The sequence below is a fragment of the Geobacillus sp. CCR genome, assembly GCF_052906625.1.
Genome location: NZ_JBREBQ010000007.1, coordinates 65,776 through 86,781 on the forward strand (window position 1 = coordinate 65,776; position 21,006 = coordinate 86,781).

General features: G+C 55.0%; 21 protein-coding genes, 1 riboswitch and 3 other annotated features (1 of these 25 only partly in view). Of the genes, 18 read left to right on the forward strand and 3 right to left on the reverse strand.

Annotation, left to right across the window (positions count from 1 at the left end; all coding sequences use genetic code 11):
* Positions 1 to 148 (forward strand) — a binding site (T-box leader) (it extends 83 nt beyond the left edge of the window).
* A gap of 59 nt (positions 149 to 207) precedes the next feature.
* The 7 genes from thrS to ACVBDQ_RS05550 all read left to right on the forward strand — a co-directional run bounded on the left by thrS (position 208) and on the right by ACVBDQ_RS05550 (position 5,696).
* Positions 208 to 2,166 (forward strand): threonine--tRNA ligase, encoded by a 1,959-nt coding sequence (gene thrS, locus ACVBDQ_RS05520; protein WP_033025971.1) that lies wholly within the window; start codon positions 208 to 210, stop codon positions 2,164 to 2,166.
* 226 nt (positions 2,167 to 2,392) lie between these two features.
* Positions 2,393 to 2,526: a sequence feature (ribosomal protein L20 leader region), on the forward strand.
* The gene (infC, locus tag ACVBDQ_RS05525) at positions 2,521 to 3,105 is read left to right on the forward strand and encodes a translation initiation factor IF-3 (RefSeq protein WP_075261478.1); all 585 of its coding nucleotides are present in this window, start codon (positions 2,521 to 2,523) and stop codon (positions 3,103 to 3,105) included. (Overlaps the previous feature by 6 nt.)
* Before the next feature lie 13 nt (positions 3,106 to 3,118).
* Positions 3,119 to 3,319 carry a 50S ribosomal protein L35 gene (rpmI, locus tag ACVBDQ_RS05530; RefSeq protein ID WP_011232191.1) on the forward strand — a complete coding sequence of 67 codons (201 nt, stop codon included), beginning with the start codon at positions 3,119 to 3,121 and terminating at the stop codon, positions 3,317 to 3,319.
* A 25-nt stretch (positions 3,320 to 3,344) separates the two neighbouring features.
* The gene (rplT, locus tag ACVBDQ_RS05535; protein WP_011232190.1) at positions 3,345 to 3,704 is read left to right on the forward strand and encodes a 50S ribosomal protein L20; all 360 of its coding nucleotides are present in this window, start codon (positions 3,345 to 3,347) and stop codon (positions 3,702 to 3,704) included.
* 57 nt (positions 3,705 to 3,761) lie between these two features.
* Complete coding sequence (locus ACVBDQ_RS05540; RefSeq protein ID WP_021322138.1) at positions 3,762 to 4,013, forward strand: DUF1294 domain-containing protein; 252 nt, start codon at positions 3,762 to 3,764, stop codon at positions 4,011 to 4,013.
* 15 nt (positions 4,014 to 4,028) lie between these two features.
* The gene (locus ACVBDQ_RS05545) at positions 4,029 to 4,514 is read left to right on the forward strand and encodes a dUTP diphosphatase (RefSeq protein ID WP_011232188.1); all 486 of its coding nucleotides are present in this window, start codon (positions 4,029 to 4,031) and stop codon (positions 4,512 to 4,514) included.
* A 93-nt stretch (positions 4,515 to 4,607) separates the two neighbouring features.
* Positions 4,608 to 5,696 (forward strand): M42 family metallopeptidase, encoded by a 1,089-nt coding sequence (locus ACVBDQ_RS05550; protein WP_011232187.1) that lies wholly within the window; start codon positions 4,608 to 4,610, stop codon positions 5,694 to 5,696.
* 28 nt (positions 5,697 to 5,724) lie between these two features.
* Here the strand turns inward: ACVBDQ_RS05550 and sspI are convergent, their stop codons facing one another.
* Positions 5,725 to 5,934 (reverse strand): small acid-soluble spore protein SspI, encoded by a 210-nt coding sequence (gene sspI, locus ACVBDQ_RS05555; protein ID WP_013524294.1) that lies wholly within the window; start codon positions 5,932 to 5,934, stop codon positions 5,725 to 5,727.
* A 127-nt stretch (positions 5,935 to 6,061) separates the two neighbouring features.
* On the opposite strand from sspI, the gene ACVBDQ_RS05560 reads away from it, so the two are divergent.
* From ACVBDQ_RS05560 to pheT, 6 genes are all read left to right on the forward strand, one after another.
* Positions 6,062 to 6,805: an HI0074 family nucleotidyltransferase substrate-binding subunit gene (locus tag ACVBDQ_RS05560; RefSeq protein WP_033025996.1), complete on the forward strand. Its 744-nt coding sequence runs from the start codon at positions 6,062 to 6,064 to the stop codon at positions 6,803 to 6,805.
* Positions 6,806 to 6,933: 128 nt separating this feature from the next.
* Positions 6,934 to 7,458: a peptide-methionine (S)-S-oxide reductase MsrA gene (gene msrA / locus ACVBDQ_RS05565; RefSeq protein WP_013144533.1), complete on the forward strand. Its 525-nt coding sequence runs from the start codon at positions 6,934 to 6,936 to the stop codon at positions 7,456 to 7,458.
* Positions 7,455 to 8,210 carry a TrmH family RNA methyltransferase gene (locus ACVBDQ_RS05570; protein WP_138187801.1) on the forward strand — a complete coding sequence of 252 codons (756 nt, stop codon included), beginning with the start codon at positions 7,455 to 7,457 and terminating at the stop codon, positions 8,208 to 8,210. Before msrA ends, ACVBDQ_RS05570 begins: the two co-directional genes overlap by 4 nt.
* A 40-nt stretch (positions 8,211 to 8,250) precedes the next feature.
* Entirely contained in the window at positions 8,251 to 8,601 is a 351-nt protein-coding gene (locus tag ACVBDQ_RS05575; RefSeq protein ID WP_033025969.1) for a hypothetical protein, read from the forward strand.
* 55 nt (positions 8,602 to 8,656) lie between these two features.
* Positions 8,657 to 8,892, forward strand: a binding site (T-box leader).
* Positions 8,893 to 8,991: 99 nt separating this feature from the next.
* Positions 8,992 to 10,026 carry a phenylalanine--tRNA ligase subunit alpha gene (gene pheS / locus ACVBDQ_RS05580; protein ID WP_013144536.1) on the forward strand — a complete coding sequence of 345 codons (1,035 nt, stop codon included), beginning with the start codon at positions 8,992 to 8,994 and terminating at the stop codon, positions 10,024 to 10,026.
* A gap of 21 nt (positions 10,027 to 10,047) precedes the next feature.
* Positions 10,048 to 12,462, forward strand: a complete 2,415-nt coding sequence (pheT, locus tag ACVBDQ_RS05585) for a phenylalanine--tRNA ligase subunit beta (protein WP_025039321.1) — start codon at positions 10,048 to 10,050, stop codon at positions 12,460 to 12,462.
* Between the two features lie 303 nt (positions 12,463 to 12,765).
* On the opposite strand, the gene ACVBDQ_RS05590 is transcribed toward pheT, so the two are convergent.
* A complete protein-coding gene (locus tag ACVBDQ_RS05590) occupies positions 12,766 to 13,689 on the reverse strand; it encodes a helix-turn-helix transcriptional regulator (protein WP_025039322.1) in 924 nt (307 codons plus the stop codon).
* 136 nt (positions 13,690 to 13,825) lie between these two features.
* Here ACVBDQ_RS05590 and modA point away from each other — a divergent pair, with 136 nt between their 5' ends.
* The 3 genes from modA (at position 13,826) to crcB (ACVBDQ_RS05605) (ending at position 15,513) form a co-directional block, all read left to right on the forward strand.
* A complete protein-coding gene (gene modA / locus ACVBDQ_RS05595; RefSeq protein ID WP_033025967.1) occupies positions 13,826 to 14,617 on the forward strand; it encodes a molybdate ABC transporter substrate-binding protein in 792 nt (263 codons plus the stop codon).
* 48 nt (positions 14,618 to 14,665) lie between these two features.
* A riboswitch (Fluoride riboswitch) is annotated at positions 14,666 to 14,728 on the forward strand.
* 45 nt (positions 14,729 to 14,773) lie between these two features.
* Positions 14,774 to 15,163, forward strand: coding sequence for a fluoride efflux transporter CrcB (crcB, locus tag ACVBDQ_RS05600; RefSeq protein ID WP_011232177.1), 390 nt, complete (start codon positions 14,774 to 14,776; stop codon positions 15,161 to 15,163).
* Complete coding sequence (gene crcB, locus ACVBDQ_RS05605; RefSeq protein ID WP_047758139.1) at positions 15,163 to 15,513, forward strand: fluoride efflux transporter CrcB; 351 nt, start codon at positions 15,163 to 15,165, stop codon at positions 15,511 to 15,513. Before crcB (ACVBDQ_RS05600) ends, crcB (ACVBDQ_RS05605) begins: the two co-directional genes overlap by 1 nt.
* A 311-nt stretch (positions 15,514 to 15,824) precedes the next feature.
* Here the strand turns inward: crcB (ACVBDQ_RS05605) and ACVBDQ_RS05610 are convergent, their stop codons facing one another.
* Entirely contained in the window at positions 15,825 to 17,105 is a 1,281-nt protein-coding gene (locus ACVBDQ_RS05610; RefSeq protein WP_446663072.1) for an alkaline phosphatase, read from the reverse strand.
* A 277-nt stretch (positions 17,106 to 17,382) separates the two neighbouring features.
* Here ACVBDQ_RS05610 and ACVBDQ_RS05615 point away from each other — a divergent pair, with 277 nt between their 5' ends.
* Complete coding sequence (locus ACVBDQ_RS05615) at positions 17,383 to 17,835, forward strand: MarR family winged helix-turn-helix transcriptional regulator (RefSeq protein WP_011232174.1); 453 nt, start codon at positions 17,383 to 17,385, stop codon at positions 17,833 to 17,835.
* Positions 17,832 to 20,996, forward strand: coding sequence for an MMPL family transporter (locus ACVBDQ_RS05620; RefSeq protein ID WP_446663073.1), 3,165 nt, complete (start codon positions 17,832 to 17,834; stop codon positions 20,994 to 20,996). The genes ACVBDQ_RS05615 and ACVBDQ_RS05620 overlap by 4 nt, the downstream gene beginning before the upstream one ends.
* Positions 20,997 to 21,006: the final 10 nt, after the last annotated feature.

A 21,006-nucleotide genomic window follows, 5' to 3' on the forward strand; every position in this document is an offset into this window, starting at 1 on the left:
AATGCGCTTACCCCCTCAGAGCTGCGGCAGCGAACGCAACGCCCAGTAGTTGCCGCCGGTGGACGACCGTTATTCTTGTTGAGCCATGGCATGGCGAGGCGCTGCCATGGGAAGAAGGGTGGAACCACGATGAAAACTCGTCCCTTTAGGAGGGAGGAGTTTTTTTATTTTTCCATTTTCATCATCATGACAAAGGAGTGATTGCCGATGCCAGACGTCATTCGCATCACGTTCCCAGATGGGGCGGAAAAGGAGTTTCCGAAGGGGACGACGACGGAAGACATCGCTGCCTCGATCAGCCCGGGGCTGAAGAAAAAAGCGATCGCCGGCAAACTGAACGGCCGGTTCGTTGATTTGCGCACGCCGCTTCACGAAGATGGCGAGCTTGTCATCATTACCCAAGACATGCCGGAGGCGCTTGACATTTTGCGCCATAGCACCGCCCACTTAATGGCGCAGGCGATCAAGCGGATGTATGGCAACGTCAAGCTCGGCGTCGGTCCGGTCATTGAAAACGGCTTTTACTATGATATCGACATGGAGCATAAGCTGACGCCAGACGACCTCCCGAAAATCGAAGCGGAAATGCGCAAGATTGTCAAAGAAAATTTGGACATCGTCCGCAAAGAAGTGAGCCGCGAAGAAGCCATCCGGCTGTATGAAGAAATCGGCGATGAGTTGAAGCTCGAGTTGATCGCCGATATTCCGGAAGGCGAGCCGATTTCGATTTATGAGCAAGGCGAGTTTTTCGACCTTTGCCGCGGTGTGCACGTGCCGTCGACTGGAAAAATCAAAGAGTTCAAGCTGCTCAGCATCTCGGGGGCCTACTGGCGCGGCGACAGCAACAACAAAATGCTGCAGCGCATCTACGGCACGGCCTTTTTCAAAAAGGAAGACTTGGATCGTTATTTGCGCCTGCTTGAAGAAGCGAAAGAGCGCGACCACCGGAAGCTCGGCAAAGAGCTTGAGCTGTTTACGACATCGCAACAAGTCGGACAAGGCTTGCCGCTATGGCTGCCGAAAGGAGCGACGATCCGCCGCATTATCGAACGGTACATCGTCGACAAAGAAGTGGCGCTCGGATACGATCATGTCTACACACCGGTGCTCGGCAGCGTCGAGCTGTACAAGACATCGGGCCATTGGGACCATTACAAAGAAAACATGTTCCCGCCGATGGAGATGGACAACGAAGAACTTGTGCTTCGTCCGATGAACTGCCCGCACCATATGATGATTTACAAAAGCAAGCTGCACAGCTACCGCGAGCTGCCGATCCGCATCGCCGAGCTCGGCACGATGCACCGCTATGAAATGTCTGGAGCGCTTACCGGCCTGCAGCGCGTCCGCGGCATGACGCTCAACGACGCCCACATTTTCGTGCGCCCGGACCAAATCAAAGACGAGTTCAAGCGCGTCGTCAACTTGATTTTGGAAGTCTATAAGGATTTCGGCATTGAGGAATACTCGTTCCGCTTGTCTTACCGCGATCCGCATGACAAAGAAAAATATTATGATGACGATGAAATGTGGGAAAAAGCGCAACGCATGCTGCGGGAAGCCATGGACGAGCTCGGCCTCGATTACTACGAAGCGGAAGGGGAAGCGGCGTTTTACGGGCCGAAGCTCGATGTGCAAGTGCGCACGGCGCTTGGCAAAGACGAGACGCTCTCGACGGTGCAGCTTGACTTCCTGTTGCCCGAGCGCTTTGATTTGACATACATTGGCGAGGATGGGAAGCCGCATCGTCCGGTCGTCATCCATCGCGGCGTCGTCTCGACGATGGAGCGGTTTGTCGCGTTCCTCATCGAGGAGTATAAAGGCGCGTTTCCGACATGGCTCGCCCCGGTTCAAGTCAAAGTGATCCCCGTGTCGCCGGAGGCGCATCTCGATTACGCGTATGACGTGCAACGGACGCTGAAAGAACGCGGCTTCCGCGTCGAAGTCGACGAGCGCGACGAAAAAATCGGCTATAAAATCCGCGAAGCGCAAATGCAAAAAATCCCGTACATGCTCGTTGTCGGCGATAAAGAAGTGTCTGAGCGAGCGGTCAACGTCCGCCGCTATGGAGAAAAAGAAAGCCGGACGATGGGGCTTGACGAGTTTATGGCCTTGCTCGCTGACGATGTGCGGGAAAAACGGACAAGATTAGGGAAAGCGCAATAAACCGTTGACAGGCGACATAAACGTTCAAGCGCTACAAGGAAGCAACGGTGGCGATGGCCCATGTCATGGGCGGTTTTTCAAAGAAATGGCGGCGTGAACAAGATTTTCTCTTGCCAATTGAATGTTGATCCGCTATAATAAAGGACGTTGTGTTTATCAAGATCCGCTCCTTGACATGCCATCGCCAAGGTGGTATAGTGTATAAAGTGGAATGATTGCTTGTTTGTAACAAAAGCAGAAGCACCCCGCTTCTCACCTGACCGACGCCAAGACGGCTGTTGGCAGGTTGTTACGGTTCGTCAATGCGAGTGTAAGGACGTACTGCGCGGGTGCTTTGTGCATCTGCGCTTTTTTTTGGGCTGGAAGTGGGGCTCTGCTGGCAAACAAGCCAGTCGGAAAAAACCTTGGAGGTGGCTCATTATTAGCAAAGATTTTATTATCAACGAACAAATTCGTGCCCGTGAAGTGCGCTTGATCGACCAAAACGGCGAACAGCTTGGCATCAAGTCGAAGCAGGAGGCGCTTGAGATTGCGGCAAGACGCAACTTGGATCTTGTGCTTGTCGCGCCGAACGCCAAACCGCCCGTTTGCCGCATCATGGACTACGGCAAATTCCGCTTCGAGCAGCAGAAGAAAGAGAAAGAAGCGCGCAAAAAACAAAAAGTGATCAACGTCAAAGAGGTGCGCCTCAGCCCGACGATCGAGGAGCATGACTTCAACACGAAGCTGCGCAATGCGCGCAAGTTTTTGGAAAAAGGCGATAAAGTGAAGGCGACGATCCGCTTTAAAGGTCGGGCGATCACCCATAAAGAAATTGGGCAGCGCGTCCTTGACCGCTTCTCGGAAGCGTGCGCCGACATTGCCGTTGTCGAAACGGCGCCGAAAATGGACGGGCGCAACATGTTTTTAGTGCTCGCACCGAAAAACGACAACAAGTAAGGAGGAACCTGCGATGCCAAAAATGAAAACTCACCGCGGCTCGGCGAAACGGTTCAAAAAAACGGCCAGCGGCAAATTAAAACGCGGTCATGCCTATACGAGCCACTTGTTTGCCAATAAAACGAAAAAACAAAAGCGTCATCTCCGCAAAGCGACGCTTGTCTCGCCTGGCGATTTCAAACGCATCCGCCAAATGCTTGACAACTTGAAATAACGACCGACTATAGGAGGGAACGATTATGCCACGCGTAAAAGGTGGACCAGTGACGCGCAGACGTCGCAAAAAAGTGTTAAAACTCGCAAAAGGCTATTTCGGCGCGAAACACGCATTATATAGAGTCGCGAACCAACAAGTGATGAAATCGCTCATGTATGCGTATCGCGACCGCCGTCAACGGAAGCGCGACTTCCGCAAACTGTGGATTGTCCGCATCAACGCGGCGGCTCGCCAAAATGGCTTGTCCTACAGCCGTTTGATGCACGGCTTGAAGCTGGCCGGCGTGGAAGTGAACCGGAAAATGCTCGCCGACTTGGCGGTGAACGATCAAGCCGCGTTCGCCCAACTCGCCGACTTGGCGAAAGCGAATTTGAATAAATAACAACGATGGCCATCCTTGATCAGGGTGGCCATTTTCTTATCAAGGAAAGGGATCGATATGGTACAATACGGGATAGCGATCAACCTTCTCGCTTTTTTCGTGATGGGGGTCGACAAATACAAGGCGAAGCGCCGCCGCTTTCGCACCGCCGAGCGGACGCTTTGGCTGCTGGCGTGGTTGGGTGGAGCTCTGGGGGCAATGGCGGGCATGTACACGTTTCGTCATAAAACGCGCCATCGGACGTTTCGCTATGGTTTGCCGCTGTTGGCAACGGTGGAGCTGTTTCTCTATTGGCGAGGGATGAGGTAGAAAGGGGAGGAGAGAATGAATTGGCCTTTGCTTTACGATATGCAGCGCATGTTGGATCGGCGCATTGAAACGGAGCATGGCTTGATGGAGGAAGATTTGTTTGCTCGCAAGCAGCTCGCCTTTCTTGTGGAGCTGGGTGAACTCGCGAATGAGACGCGTTGCTTTAAATTTTGGAGCATCAAACCGCCCGCGCCAGCCGAGCGAGTGCTTGAGGAATATGTTGACGGCTTGCATTTTTTATTGTCGCTCGGGCTGGAGTGCGGCTTGTTTTATGAAGAAAACGAAGCTCCGTCGGCGGGACGGCCGCTTGTCGAGCAGTTTCTTGCCGTGTTTCGCGCCGCCGAGCGGTTCGGGGAGACGAGAGCGCGAGGGGAATATGATGCGCTGTTTGCGGAGTATTGGCGGCTTGGCGTGGCGCTCGGTTTTTCTTCCGACGACATCGAGGCGGCGTATCGGCGGAAAAATGAAGTGAACCACAAGCGGCAAAACGAGCGCTATTGATCTTTTTTTCGGGTGGCGAATGATTCATTTTGCCAATCGTCAGCCTTTTCAAGTATAATAAAAAAGTGGACAAAACCGGAAAGGGGTGCCAAGATGGCGAAGTTGGACGAAACGTTGACGATGCTGAAAGCGCTGACCGATGCGAAAGGCGTCCCGGGCAATGAGCGGGAAGCGCGCGATGTGATGAAGACATACATAGCTCCGTATGCGGATGAAGTGACAACGGATGGCCTCGGCAGCTTGATTGCCAAAAAAGAAGGGAAATCGGGCGGGCCGAAAGTGATGATCGCCGGCCATTTGGATGAAGTCGGCTTTATGGTGACGCAAATCGACGACAAAGGATTCATCCGCTTCCAAACGCTTGGCGGATGGTGGAGCCAAGTGATGCTCGCCCAGCGCGTGACGATCGTGACGAAAAAAGGCGACATCACCGGCGTCATCGGTTCGAAGCCGCCGCACATTCTGCCGCCGGAGGCGCGCAAAAAACCGGTGGAAATCAAAGATATGTTCATCGACATCGGCGCGACAAGCCGCGAGGAAGCGATGGAGTGGGGCGTCCGCCCGGGCGATATGATCGTGCCGTATTTTGAATTTACGGTATTGAACAATGAAAAAATGCTGCTCGCGAAAGCATGGGACAACCGGATCGGCTGTGCGGTCGCCATCGATGTGCTCAAGCAGCTGAAAGGCGTCGACCATCCAAACACGGTATACGGCGTCGGCACGGTGCAGGAAGAAGTCGGCTTGCGCGGCGCGCGCACGGCCGCCCAATTCATTCAGCCAGATATCGCGTTTGCTGTTGACGTCGGCATTGCCGGCGACACGCCGGGCGTGTCGGAAAAAGAAGCGATGGGCAAACTCGGCGCCGGCCCGCACATCGTCTTGTACGACGCAACGATGGTGTCGCACCGCGGCTTGCGCGAATTTGTCATCGAAGTGGCGGAAGAGCTCAACATTCCGTACCATTTTGATGCCATGCCAGGCGGCGGTACGGACGCGGGAGCGATTCACTTAACCGGCATCGGCGTTCCGTCGCTCACGATTGCCATCCCGACGCGCTACATCCACTCGCACGCCGCCATTTTGCACCGCGACGACTACGAAAACACGGTCAAGCTGCTTGTTGAGGTGATCAAACGGCTTGACGCCGACAAAGTGAAACAACTGACGTTTGACGAATAAAAACACCGGCCGATTCGGCCGGTGTTCGTCATTGTTTAACCGCCTGCTCGAGTGTTGTGAGCATCATGTCTTTTTGTTGCTCATTGGCATGCGTCCAAATGGCTTCAAAGAGGACACCGAGGCCGGGCAAATATTTTTCCTCGCCTCGTTGGATCGCATCTTCGATCGTATGTTCCAGCTGCTCTTTCGAGTTGTTGGCTACGTTGTGCATAATGGCTTCCCGCAAGTTCAAATCCATTTGTCTCACCTCGTTGGCCGTATTGTACACCGTTATCGTTTGCCAATGGCGGCGGATTTATACATGGAGCGGCTCTCGTATATGGTATAATAGAGGAAAAACTAGACCGAAATGAGTGATGGCGGCGATGGACGAGAAACCGCTCTATGGATTGGAACGAACGGTATTTCGCCAACTGCTCCATCTATTTTCCCGTTATGCTGATGTCATTGAAAAAGTCATTTTGTTCGGCTCAAGAGCACGAGGCGATTACAAGGAAGGATCGGATATCGATTTGGCGATCCAATTTCGAAAACCGGGAGGCCCGCTGTACCTCCTGCAATCGGACTTGGATGAACTTCCGATCATTTATCCGATCGATGTTGTTGATTACAATCAAATTCACAACGAACAGCTAAAAATGAATATTGACCAAGAAGGAAAGACGATTTTTCAAACGAACGAGCACGGGAAGGTGATGGTCACAATGAGCCGGCTGATGGATCGATTTTACGATTTCGAACGGGCGCTCTCCAAACTCCGGCAAAGTGCCGCAAGAGACGCCCAAACGGATGACCTTGTTGTTGATGCGACCATTCAACGCTTTGAATTCACGTACGAACTAGCATGGAAATGGATGAAACTTTATTTGGAGCATCAGGGATACGCTGAAGTGACGAGTCCGAGGAAAACGATTCGCGAGGCGTTTCGGGAAGGGTTGATTCAAGACGGAGAGACATGGCTTCGCATGCTCGAAGACCGCAACCGGACGTCCCATACGTATGATGAAGAAACTGCCATGGACATGTATGAACGCATTCGCACCCCCTATATCCCGCTGTTTGACCGCTTGCTTGACGAAATGAAACAACGGCTTGACTCGGCGACATGAGCGGCCGGCGTGCGGAACGGAACGCGCTTGGCTTTGTGAAGGAACTTGACTTTGGTCGTGAAAGATGACAACGGCACACATTTTGCTATAATCAAAGGAAGAAACTTGATGCATGAGGTGACGACACAATGGAGAAAGCGACATTCGCCGGCGGCTGCTTTTGGTGCATGGTGACGCCGTTTGAGGAGCTCGATGGCATTTACGGCATCGTCTCCGGCTATACAGGGGGACATGTGGAAAATCCGACATACGAGCAAGTGAAAACCGGCACGACCGGCCACTACGAAGCGGTGCAAATCACCTTCGACCCGGACGTCTTTCCGTATGAGCGGCTCTTGGAGCTGTATTGGTGCCAAATCGACCCGACCGATGACGGCGGCCAGTTTCACGACCGCGGGCCGCAATACCGGACGGCGATTTTTTACCATAACGAAAAACAGCGCCAGCTCGCCGAGCAGTCAAAGCGGGCGCTCGAGGAAAGCGGGCGCTTCTCGAAGCCGATTGTAACGAAAATTTTGCCGGCGACGACGTTTTACCCGGCGGAAGAGTATCATCAAAACTACCATAAGAAAAATCCGGAGCATTACAAACAAGATCGAGCCGCCTCGGGGCGCGATGAGTTTATCGCCAAACATTGGGGGACGAAACGGTGAAGCGGATCGAATCGCCGAAAAATGCGCGCGTCAAACAATGGAAAAAGCTGCTGACAAAAAAAGGGCGCGATGAGACCGGATTGTTTTTGCTTGAAGGGTTTCATCTTGTCGAAGAGGCCATAAAAAGCAACGCGCCCCTTGTCGAGCTGATCGTTGATGAGCGGACGGCTGTCCCGCCCGGCTGGAACGTCACAGGTGTTCCGGTTGTGATCGTGACCGAAGCGGTGATGAGGGCGATCAGCAGCACGGAGACGCCGCAAGGCATCGCCGCGGTGTGCCGAAAGTTGCCAGCCGAGCTTGAAGGCGTGAAGACCGCCTTGCTTATTGACGCCGTGCAAGATCCGGGCAATCTCGGCGCCATGATCCGCACCGCCGATGCCGCCGGGATCGATGCTGTCATCCTTGGCGAAGGGTGCGCCGATGTGTACAATCCGAAGGTCGTGCGGGCGACGCAAGGGTCGCTGTTTCATCTTCCGGTTGTCAAAGGCGATTTGGCGCAATGGATCGCGCGTTTCAAGGAGCAGGGCATTCCGGTGTACGGAACGGCCTTGGAGAACGCCGTCGATTACCGCACCGTTCCGCCATCATCTTCGTTTGCCTTGCTCGTCGGCAATGAAGGAAGCGGCGTCCGCCCCGACCTGCTGCGCCTAACGACAGAGAACGTGTACATCCCGATTTACGGCCAAGCCGAGTCGCTGAATGTCGCCGTTGCGGCCGGAATTTTGCTTTATTCTTTGCGGGCGGTGCGGTAAAATAGAATCGAAAATCAATCGGACAAGGGAGCGGAGACGGATGGATGGCGAACTGCGGGCATTGTTGAACGCGGTGCTTGAGCGTCTTGATGTTCAAGGAGCCTACATCGAACAAATGCGCATGGATATCGTCAAGCTGCAAGGAAGCGTGAAACAACTCGAAGACAAAGTCGATCGCCTTCAAAGTGATGTGGACGCCATGAAAAAAGACATGGACGCCATGAAAAAAGACATGGATGCCATGAAAAAGGACATGTTGGGGGTCAAAAAAGATGTCGCCGCGCTCAAGGAAGGGCAAGTGCGGCAGGAAAAAATTATGGAGCGCCTTGCCATCCGCTCGATTGAACAGGAAGCGGAAATCGATGAGCTGCGCAAAGAAATTTCGGCCTGACCTTGCCTTTGCCCACTCATTTGCGTATAATGAATAGCGACAATTTCCCATACGGACAACAACGATGACGGAGAAAAGTAGCTTGCTGTTCGCCATCCAGGGAGAAAACGCCATAGACTGGGAGCGTTTTTATGGCCGACGCAAGTGAAGTTCACCTCCTGAGTTGACACCGGGACCATCCCGACGAGGGATGTAAAGGTGTTCCGGCTTTCGGCCGTTATCGCAATGAAGTGAACAGCACGCTTATGCTGTTAACAAGGGTGGTACCGCGAGCAACAACTCGTCCCTTACCGGGGCGGGTTTTTTTTATCATCTTAAACCGAGAAGCCCCCCGCTTCTACGCGTGAGCGTAAGTGGGAGGGCGTTCAACTGAAATGAGGAGGGATTGATGTGAAAGAACGGCTGTACGAGCTGAAACGCCAGGCGCTCGAACAAATCGGCCAAGCCCGCGACTTAAGAATGCTGAACGACGTGCGCGTCGCCTATTTAGGCAAAAAAGGGCCGATCACCGAAGTGCTGCGCGGCATGGGGGCATTGCCGCCGGAAGAGCGCCCGAAAATCGGCGCGCTTGCCAATGAAGTAAGAGAGGCAATCCAACAGGCGCTGGAAGCGAAACAAGCGAAACTGGAACAGGAGGAAGTGGAGCGGAAGCTGGCTGCCGAGGCGATTGATGTGACGCTGCCGGGCCGGCCTGTGAGTCTTGGCAACCCGCATCCGCTGACGCGTGTCATTGAAGAAATTGAAGACTTGTTTATCGGCATGGGCTATACGGTCGCCGAAGGGCCGGAAGTGGAGACCGACTATTACAACTTTGAGGCGCTCAACTTGCCGAAAGGACATCCGGCCCGCGATATGCAAGATTCGTTTTACATCACGGAAGAGATTTTGCTTCGCACCCATACGTCGCCGATGCAGGCGCGGACGATGGAAAAGCACCGCGGGCGCGGCCCAGTGAAAATCATTTGCCCGGGCAAAGTGTATCGCCGCGACACCGATGATGCGACGCATTCGCACCAGTTTACGCAAATTGAAGGATTGGTTGTTGACCGGAACATCCGGATGAGCGATTTGAAAGGGACGCTGCGCGAATTTGCCCGCAAGCTGTTCGGGGAAGGGCGCGACATCCGCTTCCGGCCGAGCTTTTTCCCGTTCACGGAACCATCGGTCGAAGTCGATGTGTCCTGCTTCCGCTGCGAAGGGCGGGGCTGCGGCGTCTGCAAAGGCACCGGTTGGATCGAAATTTTAGGAGCCGGCATGGTGCATCCGAACGTGCTTGAGATGGCCGGTTTTGATTCGAAAACGTACACCGGCTTTGCGTTCGGCATGGGGCCGGAGCGGATCGCGATGCTGAAGTATGGCATTGATGACATCCGCCATTTCTATCAAAACGATCTACGTTTCTTGCGGCAATTTTTGCGTGTGTAACAGAAAAAGGAGGAGTTGGGAATGCTCGTTTCTTACCGTTGGCTAGGGGAATACGTCGATTTGACGGGCATCACCGCCAAAGAGCTCGCGGAGCGGATTACGAAAAGCGGCATTGAAGTCGAGCGGGTCGAAGCGCTTGACCGGGGAATGAAAGGAGTCGTCATCGGTCATGTGCTCGAGTGCGAGCCGCACCCGAACGCGGATAAACTGCGGAAATGCCTTGTCGACTTGGGAGAGGACGAACCCGTGCAAATCATTTGCGGCGCCCCGAACGTCGCCAAAGGGCAAAAAGTCGCCGTCGCCAAAGTCGGGGCGGTGCTGCCGGGCAATTTCAAAATCAAACGGGCGAAGCTGCGCGGGGAAGAATCGAACGGTATGATTTGTTCGCTCCAAGAGCTTGGCGTCGAAACGAAAGTCGTGCCGAAAGAATACGCGGACGGCATTTTCGTCTTTCCAAGCGACGCGCCGATCGGCGCCGATGCCATCGAGTGGCTCGGCTTGCATGACGAAGTGCTTGAACTGTCCTTGACGCCCAACCGCGCCGATTGTTTAAGCATGATCGGCGTCGCCTATGAAGTCGCCGCCATTCTCGGCCGCGATGTAAAACTGCCGGAAGCGGCGGTCAAGGAAAACAGCGAACATGTCCATGAATACATTTCCGTGCGCGTTGAGGCGCCGGAAGACAATCCGCTGTACGCCGGGCGGATTGTGAAAAACGTCCGGATCGGCCCGTCGCCTCTTTGGATGCAAGCGCGTTTGATGGCGGCCGGCATTCGCCCGCACAACAACGTCGTCGACATTACGAACTACATTTTGCTTGAGTACGGCCAGCCGCTTCATGCGTTTGACTACGACCGCCTCGGTTCGAAGGAGATTGTCGTCCGCCGTGCAAAAGCGGGCGAAACGATCATCACCCTTGATGATGTCGAGCGGAAGCTGACGGAAGAACATCTCGTCATCACCAACGGCCGCGAGCCGGTCGCCTTAGCCGGCGTGATGGGCGGGGCGAATTCGGAAGTGCGCGACGACACGACGACCGTGTTCATTGAAGCGGCGTACTTTACAAGCCCGGTCATCCGCCAAGCGGTGAAAGACCACGGGCTGCGCAGCGAGGCGAGCACCCGATTTGAAAAAGGGATCGATCCAGCGCGGACGAAAGAAGCGCTCGAGCGCGCCGCGGCGTTGATGTCGGAATACGCCGGCGGCGAGGTCGTCGGCGGCATCGTCGAAGCGAGCGTGTGGCGCCAAGACTCAGTGGTGGTGACGGTCACGCTCGAACGCATCAACGGCGTCCTCGGCACGGCAATGTCGAAAGAGGAAGTGGCCGCGATTCTTTCGAACTTGCAATTTCCGTTTACGGAAGACAACGGAACGTTCACGATCCACGTCCCGTCGCGTCGGCGCGACATTGCAATTGAAGAAGATATCATTGAAGAAGTCGCCCGTTTGTACGGCTACGACCGCCTGCCGGCGACGCTGCCGGTGGCCGAGGCGAAACCGGGCGGACTCACGCCGTACCAGGCGAAGCGCCGCCGCGTCCGCCGCTATTTGGAAGGAGCCGGCTTGTTCCAAGCGATCACGTATTCGTTGACGAGCCCGGACAAAGCGACGCGCTTTGCGCTTGAGACGGCCGAACCGATCCGCTTGGCGCTGCCGATGAGCGAAGAGCGGAGCGTTCTTCGACAAAGCTTGATTCCGCATCTGCTCGAAGCGGCGAGCTACAACCGCGCCCGCCAAGTCGAGAACGTCGCCTTGTACGAAATCGGCTCTGTTTACTTGTCCAAAGGAGAAGGCGTCCAACCAGCGGAAAACGAGCGGCTTGCCGGCGTTCTCACCGGCTTATGGCACGCCCATTTATGGCAAGGAGAGAAAAAGGCCGTTGATTTTTACGTTGCCAAAGGCATTTTGGACGGCTTGTTCGACTTGTTTGGACTCGCCGCCCGCATCGAGTACAAGCCGGCCAAGCGCGCCGATTTGCATCCGGGACGGACGGCGGAGATTGCGCTTGGCGGCAAGGTGATCGGCTTTGTCGGCCAGCTCCATCCGGCCGTGCAAAAAGAGTACGATTTAAAAGAAACGTACGTCTTCGAGCTCGCCTTGGCCGAGCTGTTGAACGCCGAAAGTGAAGCGATCCGCTACGAGCCGATTCCGCGATTCCCGTCCGTCGTGCGCGACATCGCCTTGGTCGTCGACGAAAACGTCGAAGCTGGCGCCCTCAAGCAAGCGATCGAAGAAGCCGGGAAACCGCTTGTCAAAGACGTCTCCCTCTTTGACGTCTACAAAGGCGACCGCCTGCCGGACGGGAAAAAATCGCTCGCCTTCTCGCTCCGCTACTACGATCCGGAGCGGACGCTCACGGATGAAGAAGTCGCCGCCGTCCACGAGCGGGTGCTCGCCGCGGTCGAGAAACAATTTGGCGCGGTGCTGCGCGGGTAAAACGAAAAGCTGTTCCAAAAAGCGACTCGCTTTTGGAACAGCTTTTTTTGGATGGATGGCATAGAATCGGAGCAAGGAAATAGGATTTGGAAGGTTCCGCTGAATCATCGCCTGATGTCCAAAACATGCATATAGATGCCATTTGAAGCTTTAAGATTCGTCGCTTTTCCTAAGCATTGGATCGACTGCCAAGACGTGATGGAGGCAAGCCTTGGCAGTCGAAAAAATGGACAAGCGGCTTTTCCGTTAAGGAGATGGTAAACGTTTTCGTTGCGTCGATACAGATGCGGTTGTGCTGCCCTGTCAGCCGCGTTCGGCGATGATTTGCCCGGTTTGCGACACATCGTATCCGCCAAGCGCTTCGAGTTCGGTGCGGAACAAATCGGAGCGAAGCACGTTCAAGACGGCGGCGATGAGCGGTTCGTTCTCCCGCGTCCGCAGCATGACGACATCATACTGCTCTTTCATCAGCGGAATGAACTCGACGCCGGCCATTCGCGCCACTTTTTCCGTGCCGATGCCGACATCAGCGAGACCCGCCGCCACCGCGGAGGCGACGCTCAAATGGCTTGTCTCCTCACGCTCATAGCCGCGAATAGCGGACGGTGACAGCCCATGCAGGCGCAGCTGTTCATCCAAGAGCACACGCACCCCCGCTCCTTTTTCCCGGTTGACGATCACGACGTCGCTCCTTCCTAAGTCGCTCCACGTTTGAATGCCGCGCGGATTGCCTTTTTGCACGTAAAACCCGATCGGCCTGCGCATCAAGTTCACCATGATGTACGCATGGCCTGTCAACAGCTTTTCAACATAGGGACGGTTGTACTCACCCGTTTGCCCGTCAAACAAATGCACGCTGACGATGTCACATTGCCCTTTGTATAGAGCGATCAATCCGTTGAGGCTGCTCGTATAGGTGCGAAGCGATTGATAAGGGCCGCCTTTCTCGAGATGGGCGCCAAGCAAATCGAGCGCCATATCTTGACCGCTGATGATGATGGGGCGAAAAGCGGTTTCGGTCGGCCGTGAAACGGCGGGGGAAACGGTGCTTGCCTCCCCTTTTTGCCCGGCGATGTACCGCTTGAGATCATCCGCGGTGATCCGCATTTGCCGCCCAACGCGAAAGGCGGGCAGCTTCCCTTTTTTCACTAAATCATACACCGTTAGTTTTGACACCTTTAATAAGGAAGCGATTTCTTCAATCGTGTATGACTGCGGCTCCGGCATCATGCAATCCTCCTTTCTTCCATTGTAGCGCAAAGAAAGGGAGGTGAAAAAATTTTTTCTTTCATAACTATTTATCATTATTTATAATTAGATATCATTACATATAAAAATCTAAATGGAGATAAGGGGGATGTAGATGCGAAAAATGGCATGGCTTGTCGCGGTGGTCTTGTTGTTCGGCTTGTATGGCTGCGACAGCGGTTCGAAAGAGGGGGCTGGGCAAACGAAATCGGCGGACAAAGTGGAGCTCACTATCTCCGCCGCGGCCAGTCTGCAAGAAGCGCTGGAAGAAGCGAAAACGGCGTTTGAACGAAAGCACCCGAACATCCGCATCCAATATAATTTTGGCGCGTCGGGCGCCTTGCAAAAACAAATTTCCGAAGGGGCGCCGGTCGATCTCTTTTTCTCCGCGGCTGCCGAGCCATTTGAGGAACTGAAAAAGGAAGGGCTGATCGATTCCAAACACGAAAAAACCGTGCTCGCCAACGAGCTGGTGCTCATCGTTCCGAAACAAGGAGAAGAGGCGATTCAGTCGCTCGATGACATCACCCGCGCCAAACGAGTGGCGATCGGCATCCCCGAGTCGGTGCCGGCCGGCATGTACGCCAAACAAACGTTGGAGAAGGCGGGGCTGTGGGAGCAGGTGAAAGCGAAGCTTGTTTACGCGAAAGACGTTCGTCAAGTGCTGACGTACGTGGAAACCGGAAACGTCGACGCCGGGTTTGTGTACCGGACGGACGCGCTCGTGTCGGACAAAGTCAAGATCGCCGCCTCCGTGCCAAGCGGCATGCACGACCCGATCGTCTATCCGCTTGGTGTTGTCAAGACGAGCAAACATCTCAAGGAGGCGCGGGAGTTGTATGATTATTTGACGAGCGAACAAGCGCTCCAAATATTCGAACAACACGGGTTCCGACCAAGCCGTTGAATCTGCTTCCCATTGGGAGGGGATATATGGTAAAATAAAGGCGATGCCAATCGAATAGGCGATGGAGTTCGCCATAACCGCCGGCTTCCGGCTGATGACTCCTGCTGCAAATTGAAGCGGCAGGAGTCTGTTCATTTTTGGAAGGAGGGGTCCTTATTGGTCTATCTCGCTGTCGGCATCGCCGGCATGATCGGCGCGCTTGTCCGCTATGGCCTCGGTTTGGTTGTTCCCGCCGCCGCCGTCGGCGGCTTTCCGCTCGGGACGCTTTTCATCAACTGGACAGGCTCGTTTTTGCTCAGCTGGTTCACCGTGATGTTCACCCGCCGCCCCGCGTGGCCGCCATGGCTGAAAACAGCCGTAACGACCGGGTTCGTCGGTTCGTATACGACGTTTTCGACGCTTAGCGTTGAATGTGTGGAATTGATGGAACAAGGGCGCTTTGGCATGGCGGCCGTTTATATCGCTGCCAGCCTGTTTGGCGGGTTGCTCGCCTCATGGGCTGGATATGCCGCCGCTCAACCGGAACGGAAGGAAGGGATTGGATAATGTACGCACCGCTGTTTGTGGCGATCGGCGGTTTTTTCGGCGCCATGGCCCGCTATCTCGTCAGCCGCTGGGCGGCTCGGCGTTCGCCGCGTTTTCCCATAGGGACGCTCATTGTCAACTTGCTTGGGTCCTTTTTGCTTGGCTGGCTCGCCGGAAGCGGCGCCGCCGATGCGACGAAGCTGCTTGTCGGCACGGGCTTTATGGGCGCGTTCACGACGTTTTCGACGTTGAAATGGGAAAGCGTGCAAATGATGCAGCAGCGCCAATGGGCGAAGGTGGTCGTTTATTTGGCGGCTACGTATTTGTGTGGCGTTTGGCTCGCGTGGCTTGGCTATCACGTGGGGCGGTGACCGCAGCGCCGAAAAACAAGCATTGTTTCTTAATTAGTTGATTGTGAAAAAGAACGTTCTTGGCTTGCTTTTAGAGGGCTGGTGATTGAATGAAAAATGTGAATCAACAACAGTGTTTTTCAATTTGATAAGCCTTGTAAAATCTGTTTTTCTCTTTGATCAAAAATGACCGATTTGCAGGAATGATTGTTTTTTCACCGCCCTTCTAGGCAATCAGTATGGATGAATGGATAGAAAAATCTTCCCCGCAAACGATTCGTTCGCGGGGAAACGGAGATCGATGAAGGACAACGACCGAAACACGGATGGCGTTATCTTTTGCTTTTTCCAAACAATAATTCTTCAAGAATATCATGAATGCGTGTATTCTCGTACACGCCGGTGAACCGCTCCGCCCCCGGGCCCATGGCGGTCAGCGGCACATCGGCGGCGGTGTGGCCCGTTGTCGTCCAGTCGAGGGCGAACGTTTGCGAAGAACCAGCGATGGCAAACGGGCCGTCTTCGCCGGAAATCGTCTTGCCGTCTCCCGACTCATCGGCGCCGCCCGGCGTTTCGATCGTCAAGCCGCCGCATTCATGGTCGGCGAGCACGAGGACGAGCGTATCCCGATGGCGCTTGGCGTACTGTTTCGCTACGGCGACCGCTTCGTCAAGCTGCTGGCCCGCTTTGATCATGAGCGATCCGTTGTTTTCATGGCTCATTTCATCAATGGCTTCTTCTTCGACAACGAGGAAAAAGCCCTTTTTATTTTGCGACAGCACGTTAAGCGCTTTTTTTGTCATATCGGGCAGCGGCACAACGGGATTGTACACATCTCCTTCTCCTTCGGGGCGCTGCTGGAACATTTCTTCGTTGGCAAACAGTCCAAGCAGCTTGCGGCCGGACGCTTGTTTCAGCTCATCGGCGGTGCGGACGTACGTGTAGCCGAGCTGCTTGGCGTGTTCAACCAAGTTTCCTTGCGTGCCTTTGCTTGCTTCTTCCGGATCTTCGGCTGGATGGTCGGGGTAATAGCCAGGATTTCCAGCAGGATACCAGTAATCTTCCCCGCCGCCCAAAATGACATCCACTTTCGTTTGTTCGATGTATTGCTTGGCGATGTCGCTTTGGGCAGAGCGATTGGCGGTGTGGGCGGCAAACGCAGCCGGCGTGGCGTCCGTCACTTGGGCGGTCGTGACAAGCCCTGTTGCCTTGCCGGCTTTTTTTGCTTGTTCCAAAATTGTTTCCACCGGTTTTCCTTGCAGATCAACAGAGATGGCGCCGTTGTACGTTTTCACGCCTGAGGCGATCGCGGTCGCCGCCGCAGCGGAGTCGGTGATGAATGACTTCGAGTCGGCGGAGTTCGTATGGACAAGCCCGCTGTATGGCATATCGTCCATCTCCAATTCTCCAGCGATCCCTTTTGTGGCAAGGCGAATGGCGTTGCGATGCGCTGTGCCCATGCCGTCGCCGACAAAAAGGACGACATTTTTCACTTCAGGCGGCTTCGATTGTTTCGCTGGGGCGGCCCATGCATCTTGTCCGGCTTGATGCAGCGCCAGTCCGGCGCTCAGCACGGCGATGAGCAAAGCCGTGCGGCGTTTCGATTGGAACATCGTTCTCCTCTCCCTCTTCAGATGATTTTGTCATCTTTATCGTACAAGCTGGATGTTAAGTGTTCGTGAATGCCATGTAATCGTTTTGAAAACATTTCCTTATTATTCGAATGGGGCGACAGAATGGGTTCTCTTTTGCCAACATTCCTCGTTGACTTTTTCTTTTTTCCTTGGTATCGTTACTAATAGTTCAACAGTTGAACTAAATGGACAAATGCCGCCGTGCAAGAGAGCATCTGGTTGATTGTGCAATCATGAAACAAACGGAGGTGAATCAATGCCGGGACGAAACATCGATGAGTGGATTGACCGCTATTTGTCCGTGTCGTTTCTCGTGATGAAACGCGGAGCGGCGCTTGTCAAAGGCAGTCTTTGCGAAGAGATGACGCACGATCAATATTATTTGCTTCGCTACATCCGCAGGCGGGGGGCGTGCACGTCAACGGAGCTCGCTGCGATGTTTGGCGTGAACAAAAGCGCGGTGACGGCGATGACAAATCGCCTCGTCGACAAAGGCTGGCTGCGCCGCGACCGTGACGAGAACGACCGGCGCGTCATCGTCTTATCGCTGACGGAGCAGGGGGAAGCATGGGTAGAGGAAATGGACCGCAGCGTCTATCGGCTCGTCGAAGAAGTGATCGCCCGCTTTCCAGAGGAGGAGATCGAAACGTTCATCCGTACGTATGAACGGTTGGCCCGCGTGCTGCAGGAGGTGGAAGAAGCGAAATGAGGGCGATGATCAAAGGAAGATGGTTTGTGCTTGCGGCGTGGATCATCATGGCGGCGGTGCTCATGATGACCGCGCCGAACATGGGCGAGCTTGTCAGGGAAAAAGGGCAGCTGAGCGTGCCGGACGGCTACTCGTCGTCATTGGCGGCAAAATTGATCAAAGAGGCAAACGTCCAGGAAAACAAACAAAATGAACGATCCGCGGTGCTTGTCTTTTACCAAAAAGGCGGGCTGACGGCGGGCGATAAAAAAGAGATTGAACGGGCGGTAAACGCGCTCGAAAAGAAAAAAGAGGAACTTCATGTCACGAACATCGTCTCGCCGTTTGCCAGCCGGGAGTTGGAAAAAGAACTCATCTCCAAAGATGGAACGACGATGCTCATTTCCGTCAGCATCGACCCGGCCGGGCGGACGGCGAAGCAATTGACCGACGCCCTGTATAAAGCGGTCGATGGCGTCAAGGTCGAGCATTATTTCACCGGCGGCTGGATGATCGATGAAGATGTCGTGACGAGCTCGCAGGAAGGCGTGAAGAAAACGGAAGGGATCACGGTCGTCTTTATTTTAATTGTGTTGCTCGCCGTGTTCCGCTCGCCGGTGGCGCCGCTCATTCCGCTGCTCGCGGTCGGGGCGACGTATGTCGTCTCGCAGTCGGTCGTTGCGTTTTTAGTAGATAAAGTGAATTTCCCGCTGTCGACGTTCACGCAAACGTTTTTAGTCGCGGTGTTGTTTGGCATTGGGACCGACTATTGCATTTTGTTGCTGAGCCGGTTTAAAGAAGAACTGGCGAAACGCGGCGATCGGGTGGAAGCGATCGTCGCCACGTACCGGACGGCTGGGAAAACGGTGGCCGCAAGCGGCATTGCCGTCATGATCGGCTTTGCGGCGATCGGTTTGTCGACGTTTAAGCTGTACCAATCGGCGGCGGCCGTCGCCGTTGGGGTAGCGGTGCTGCTTTTGGCGCTCGTGACGCTTGTGCCGTTTTTCATGGCCGTGCTTGGCGAGAAGCTGTTTTGGCCGGTGCGGGGGAAGCTCGAGCATGGGCAAAGCCGGCTTTGGCTCGCGGCTGGCCGATTTGCGTTCGCCCGTCCGCTTTTGGCGCTGGCGATTGTCGCCGTCGTGACCGTGCCGGTGTTGGCGACGTATGATGGCAAACTGTCGTTTGATTCCATGGAAGAGATCGGCGATCATTATCGTTCCGTCAAAGCGTTTGACATCATTGCCGATCATTTCAATCCGGGAGATGCCATGCCGACGCAGGTGGTATTGAAAAGCAAAGAGCCGCTTGATTCGGAAGAAGGGCTGGCGTTGATTGAGAAAATGAGCCGTGAGATCGAAAAAGTTGATGGCGTGGCGAGCGTCCGCTCGGCGACGCGTCCGACGGGAGAGCCGATTCAGGAGCTGTATGTCACCGAACAGGCGAAACAGCTGAAAAGCGGCCTTGGCGCCGGCAAAGAGGGCATTGAGAAAATCGGCTCCGGCCTTGAGGCGGCAAGCCAAAAGTTGTCCTCGTCCGCTCCGCAGCTGAAGCAGGCGTCATCCGGCGTCGGCCAGCTCATCTCCGGAACGGAGCGGCTTGAAGACGGCCTGCGCCAGCTGCAAACCGGTCTCAGTCAAATTGAACAAGGGGTGCGCCGGGGAGCAATGGGCGCCGGTGAGCTGAAAAACGGCTTAGTGACGCTTCGCGACAATGCAAAAAAGCTGCAGGAAGGCGCCACGCAGCTGCTTGACGGCTACAAGCAGGCGGAACAAGGACTGTCGGCGCTAAGCGGCCAGTACCGGCAAATCGAAGCGGGATTAAAAGCTGTCGCCGCTCAGCTTGCCGCCGTGCAGACGATGCTCGGGCAAGTCGAACAGTCGCATCCGGAACTCCGTCAAGATGGGCAATACCAACAAGCAAAAATGACGGTTGCCGCCTTGTCCGGCCAGACGAAACAAATGGCGGACGGCCTCACGCAATTGAACGGGGCGCTTGAGCAGGCGCGCGCCGGTTTGGCGAAAGCGAACGAATCGTTCGCCCAACTCGCGGCTGGTCAAGCGGCGGTCAACGGCGGCTTGGATCAAGTCATTGCCGGGCTTAGTGAGCTCGAAGCCGGATTGACGAAAGCGGCCGACGGCCAGAAACAGGCGGTTGACAAATTGCCGCAATTCTCCCGAGGGCTTGAGCAAGTGAACGGCGGCCAGCGCCAATTGCTTGAGCATTTCTCCGCGCTTGGCGGCCAGCTCGGCCAGCTTGTAAATGGCTTGGACCAAAGCGCGTCCGGCCTTCAAAAAGTGGCGGACGGCCTCGGAACGGCGGAAACGTATTTAGCCGATTTGTCATCGGCCCCGGAGAAAGAAATGGCCGGCTGGCACATGCCGAAAGAGGCGCGCGAAAGCAAAGACTTTGCGCAGGCGAAAGACGCGTATATGTCGAAAGACCGCCACATCGTGACGTTCGACGTCGTTTTAAAAGAAAATCCGTATTCAACATCGGCGCTCGGCCGCATCGATGACATTCGCGCCGCGGCCGAACGGGCAGTGAAAGGAACGAAGTGGGAAGACGCGACGATCGCTGTCGGCGGCGTCACCAGCACGTACGCCGATTTGCAGGCGATTTCGAACGCCGACTATCGGCATACCGCGGTGCTTATGCTCATTGGCATCGCCATCGTGTTGGCGGTGCTGCTCCGTTCGCTGATCATGCCGCTTTATTTGATCTTGTCGCTCGTGTTGACGTATTACACGTCGATGGCCGTCACCGAGCTCATTTTCGTCAACGGCCTTGGCTATGCCGGCTTGAACTGGGCGGTGTCGTTCTTCGCCTTTGTGCTGCTTTTGGCGCTCGGCATCGACTACAGCATCTTCCTGATGGATCGGTTCAACGAATACCGCGGCCGGCCGGTGAAGGAAGCGATGCTGTCGGCGATGGGCCATATGGGGACGGTCATCATCTCGGCCGCCGTCATTTTAGGCGGAACGTTCGCCGCGATGTATCCGTCCGGCGTCTTGTCGCTTTTGCAAATTGCGACGATTGTGCTGACAGGGCTCCTGCTTTACGCCCTCGTCGTCCTGCCGCTTTTCGTCCCGGTCATGGTCCGCACGTTCGGCCGCGCGAACTGGTGGCCGTTTCGGCAACCGGTGAGTGAAGCGGACGGACTGGAACAACAAAAAATTAGTTGAGAAGGCGGGC

Excerpts from the sequence above, each read along its gene's own strand:
- ACVBDQ_RS05615 (WP_011232174.1), top strand. The coding sequence starts at position 17,383 with ATGCCGGGACGAAACATCGATGAGTGGATTGACCGCTATTTGTCCGTG.
- ACVBDQ_RS05610 (WP_446663072.1), bottom strand. The coding sequence starts at position 17,105 with ATGTTCCAATCGAAACGCCGCACGGCTTTGCTCATCGCCGTGCTGAGC.
- ACVBDQ_RS05540 (WP_021322138.1), top strand. The coding sequence starts at position 3,762 with ATGGTACAATACGGGATAGCGATCAACCTTCTCGCTTTTTTCGTGATG.
- ACVBDQ_RS05560 (WP_033025996.1), top strand. The coding sequence starts at position 6,062 with ATGGACGAGAAACCGCTCTATGGATTGGAACGAACGGTATTTCGCCAA.
- ACVBDQ_RS05575 (WP_033025969.1), top strand. The coding sequence starts at position 8,251 with ATGGATGGCGAACTGCGGGCATTGTTGAACGCGGTGCTTGAGCGTCTT.
- rplT (WP_011232190.1), top strand. The coding sequence starts at position 3,345 with ATGCCACGCGTAAAAGGTGGACCAGTGACGCGCAGACGTCGCAAAAAA.
- thrS (WP_033025971.1), top strand. The coding sequence starts at position 208 with ATGCCAGACGTCATTCGCATCACGTTCCCAGATGGGGCGGAAAAGGAG.
- sspI (WP_013524294.1), bottom strand. The coding sequence starts at position 5,934 with ATGGATTTGAACTTGCGGGAAGCCATTATGCACAACGTAGCCAACAAC.
- rpmI (WP_011232191.1), top strand. The coding sequence starts at position 3,119 with ATGCCAAAAATGAAAACTCACCGCGGCTCGGCGAAACGGTTCAAAAAA.
- modA (WP_033025967.1), top strand. The coding sequence starts at position 13,826 with ATGCGAAAAATGGCATGGCTTGTCGCGGTGGTCTTGTTGTTCGGCTTG.
- ACVBDQ_RS05545 (WP_011232188.1), top strand. The coding sequence starts at position 4,029 with ATGAATTGGCCTTTGCTTTACGATATGCAGCGCATGTTGGATCGGCGC.
- pheT (WP_025039321.1), top strand. The coding sequence starts at position 10,048 with ATGCTCGTTTCTTACCGTTGGCTAGGGGAATACGTCGATTTGACGGGC.
- ACVBDQ_RS05550 (WP_011232187.1), top strand. The coding sequence starts at position 4,608 with ATGGCGAAGTTGGACGAAACGTTGACGATGCTGAAAGCGCTGACCGAT.
- msrA (WP_013144533.1), top strand. The coding sequence starts at position 6,934 with ATGGAGAAAGCGACATTCGCCGGCGGCTGCTTTTGGTGCATGGTGACG.
- ACVBDQ_RS05620 (WP_446663073.1), top strand. The coding sequence starts at position 17,832 with ATGAGGGCGATGATCAAAGGAAGATGGTTTGTGCTTGCGGCGTGGATC.
- ACVBDQ_RS05590 (WP_025039322.1), bottom strand. The coding sequence starts at position 13,689 with ATGCCGGAGCCGCAGTCATACACGATTGAAGAAATCGCTTCCTTATTA.
- crcB (WP_047758139.1), top strand. The coding sequence starts at position 15,163 with ATGTACGCACCGCTGTTTGTGGCGATCGGCGGTTTTTTCGGCGCCATG.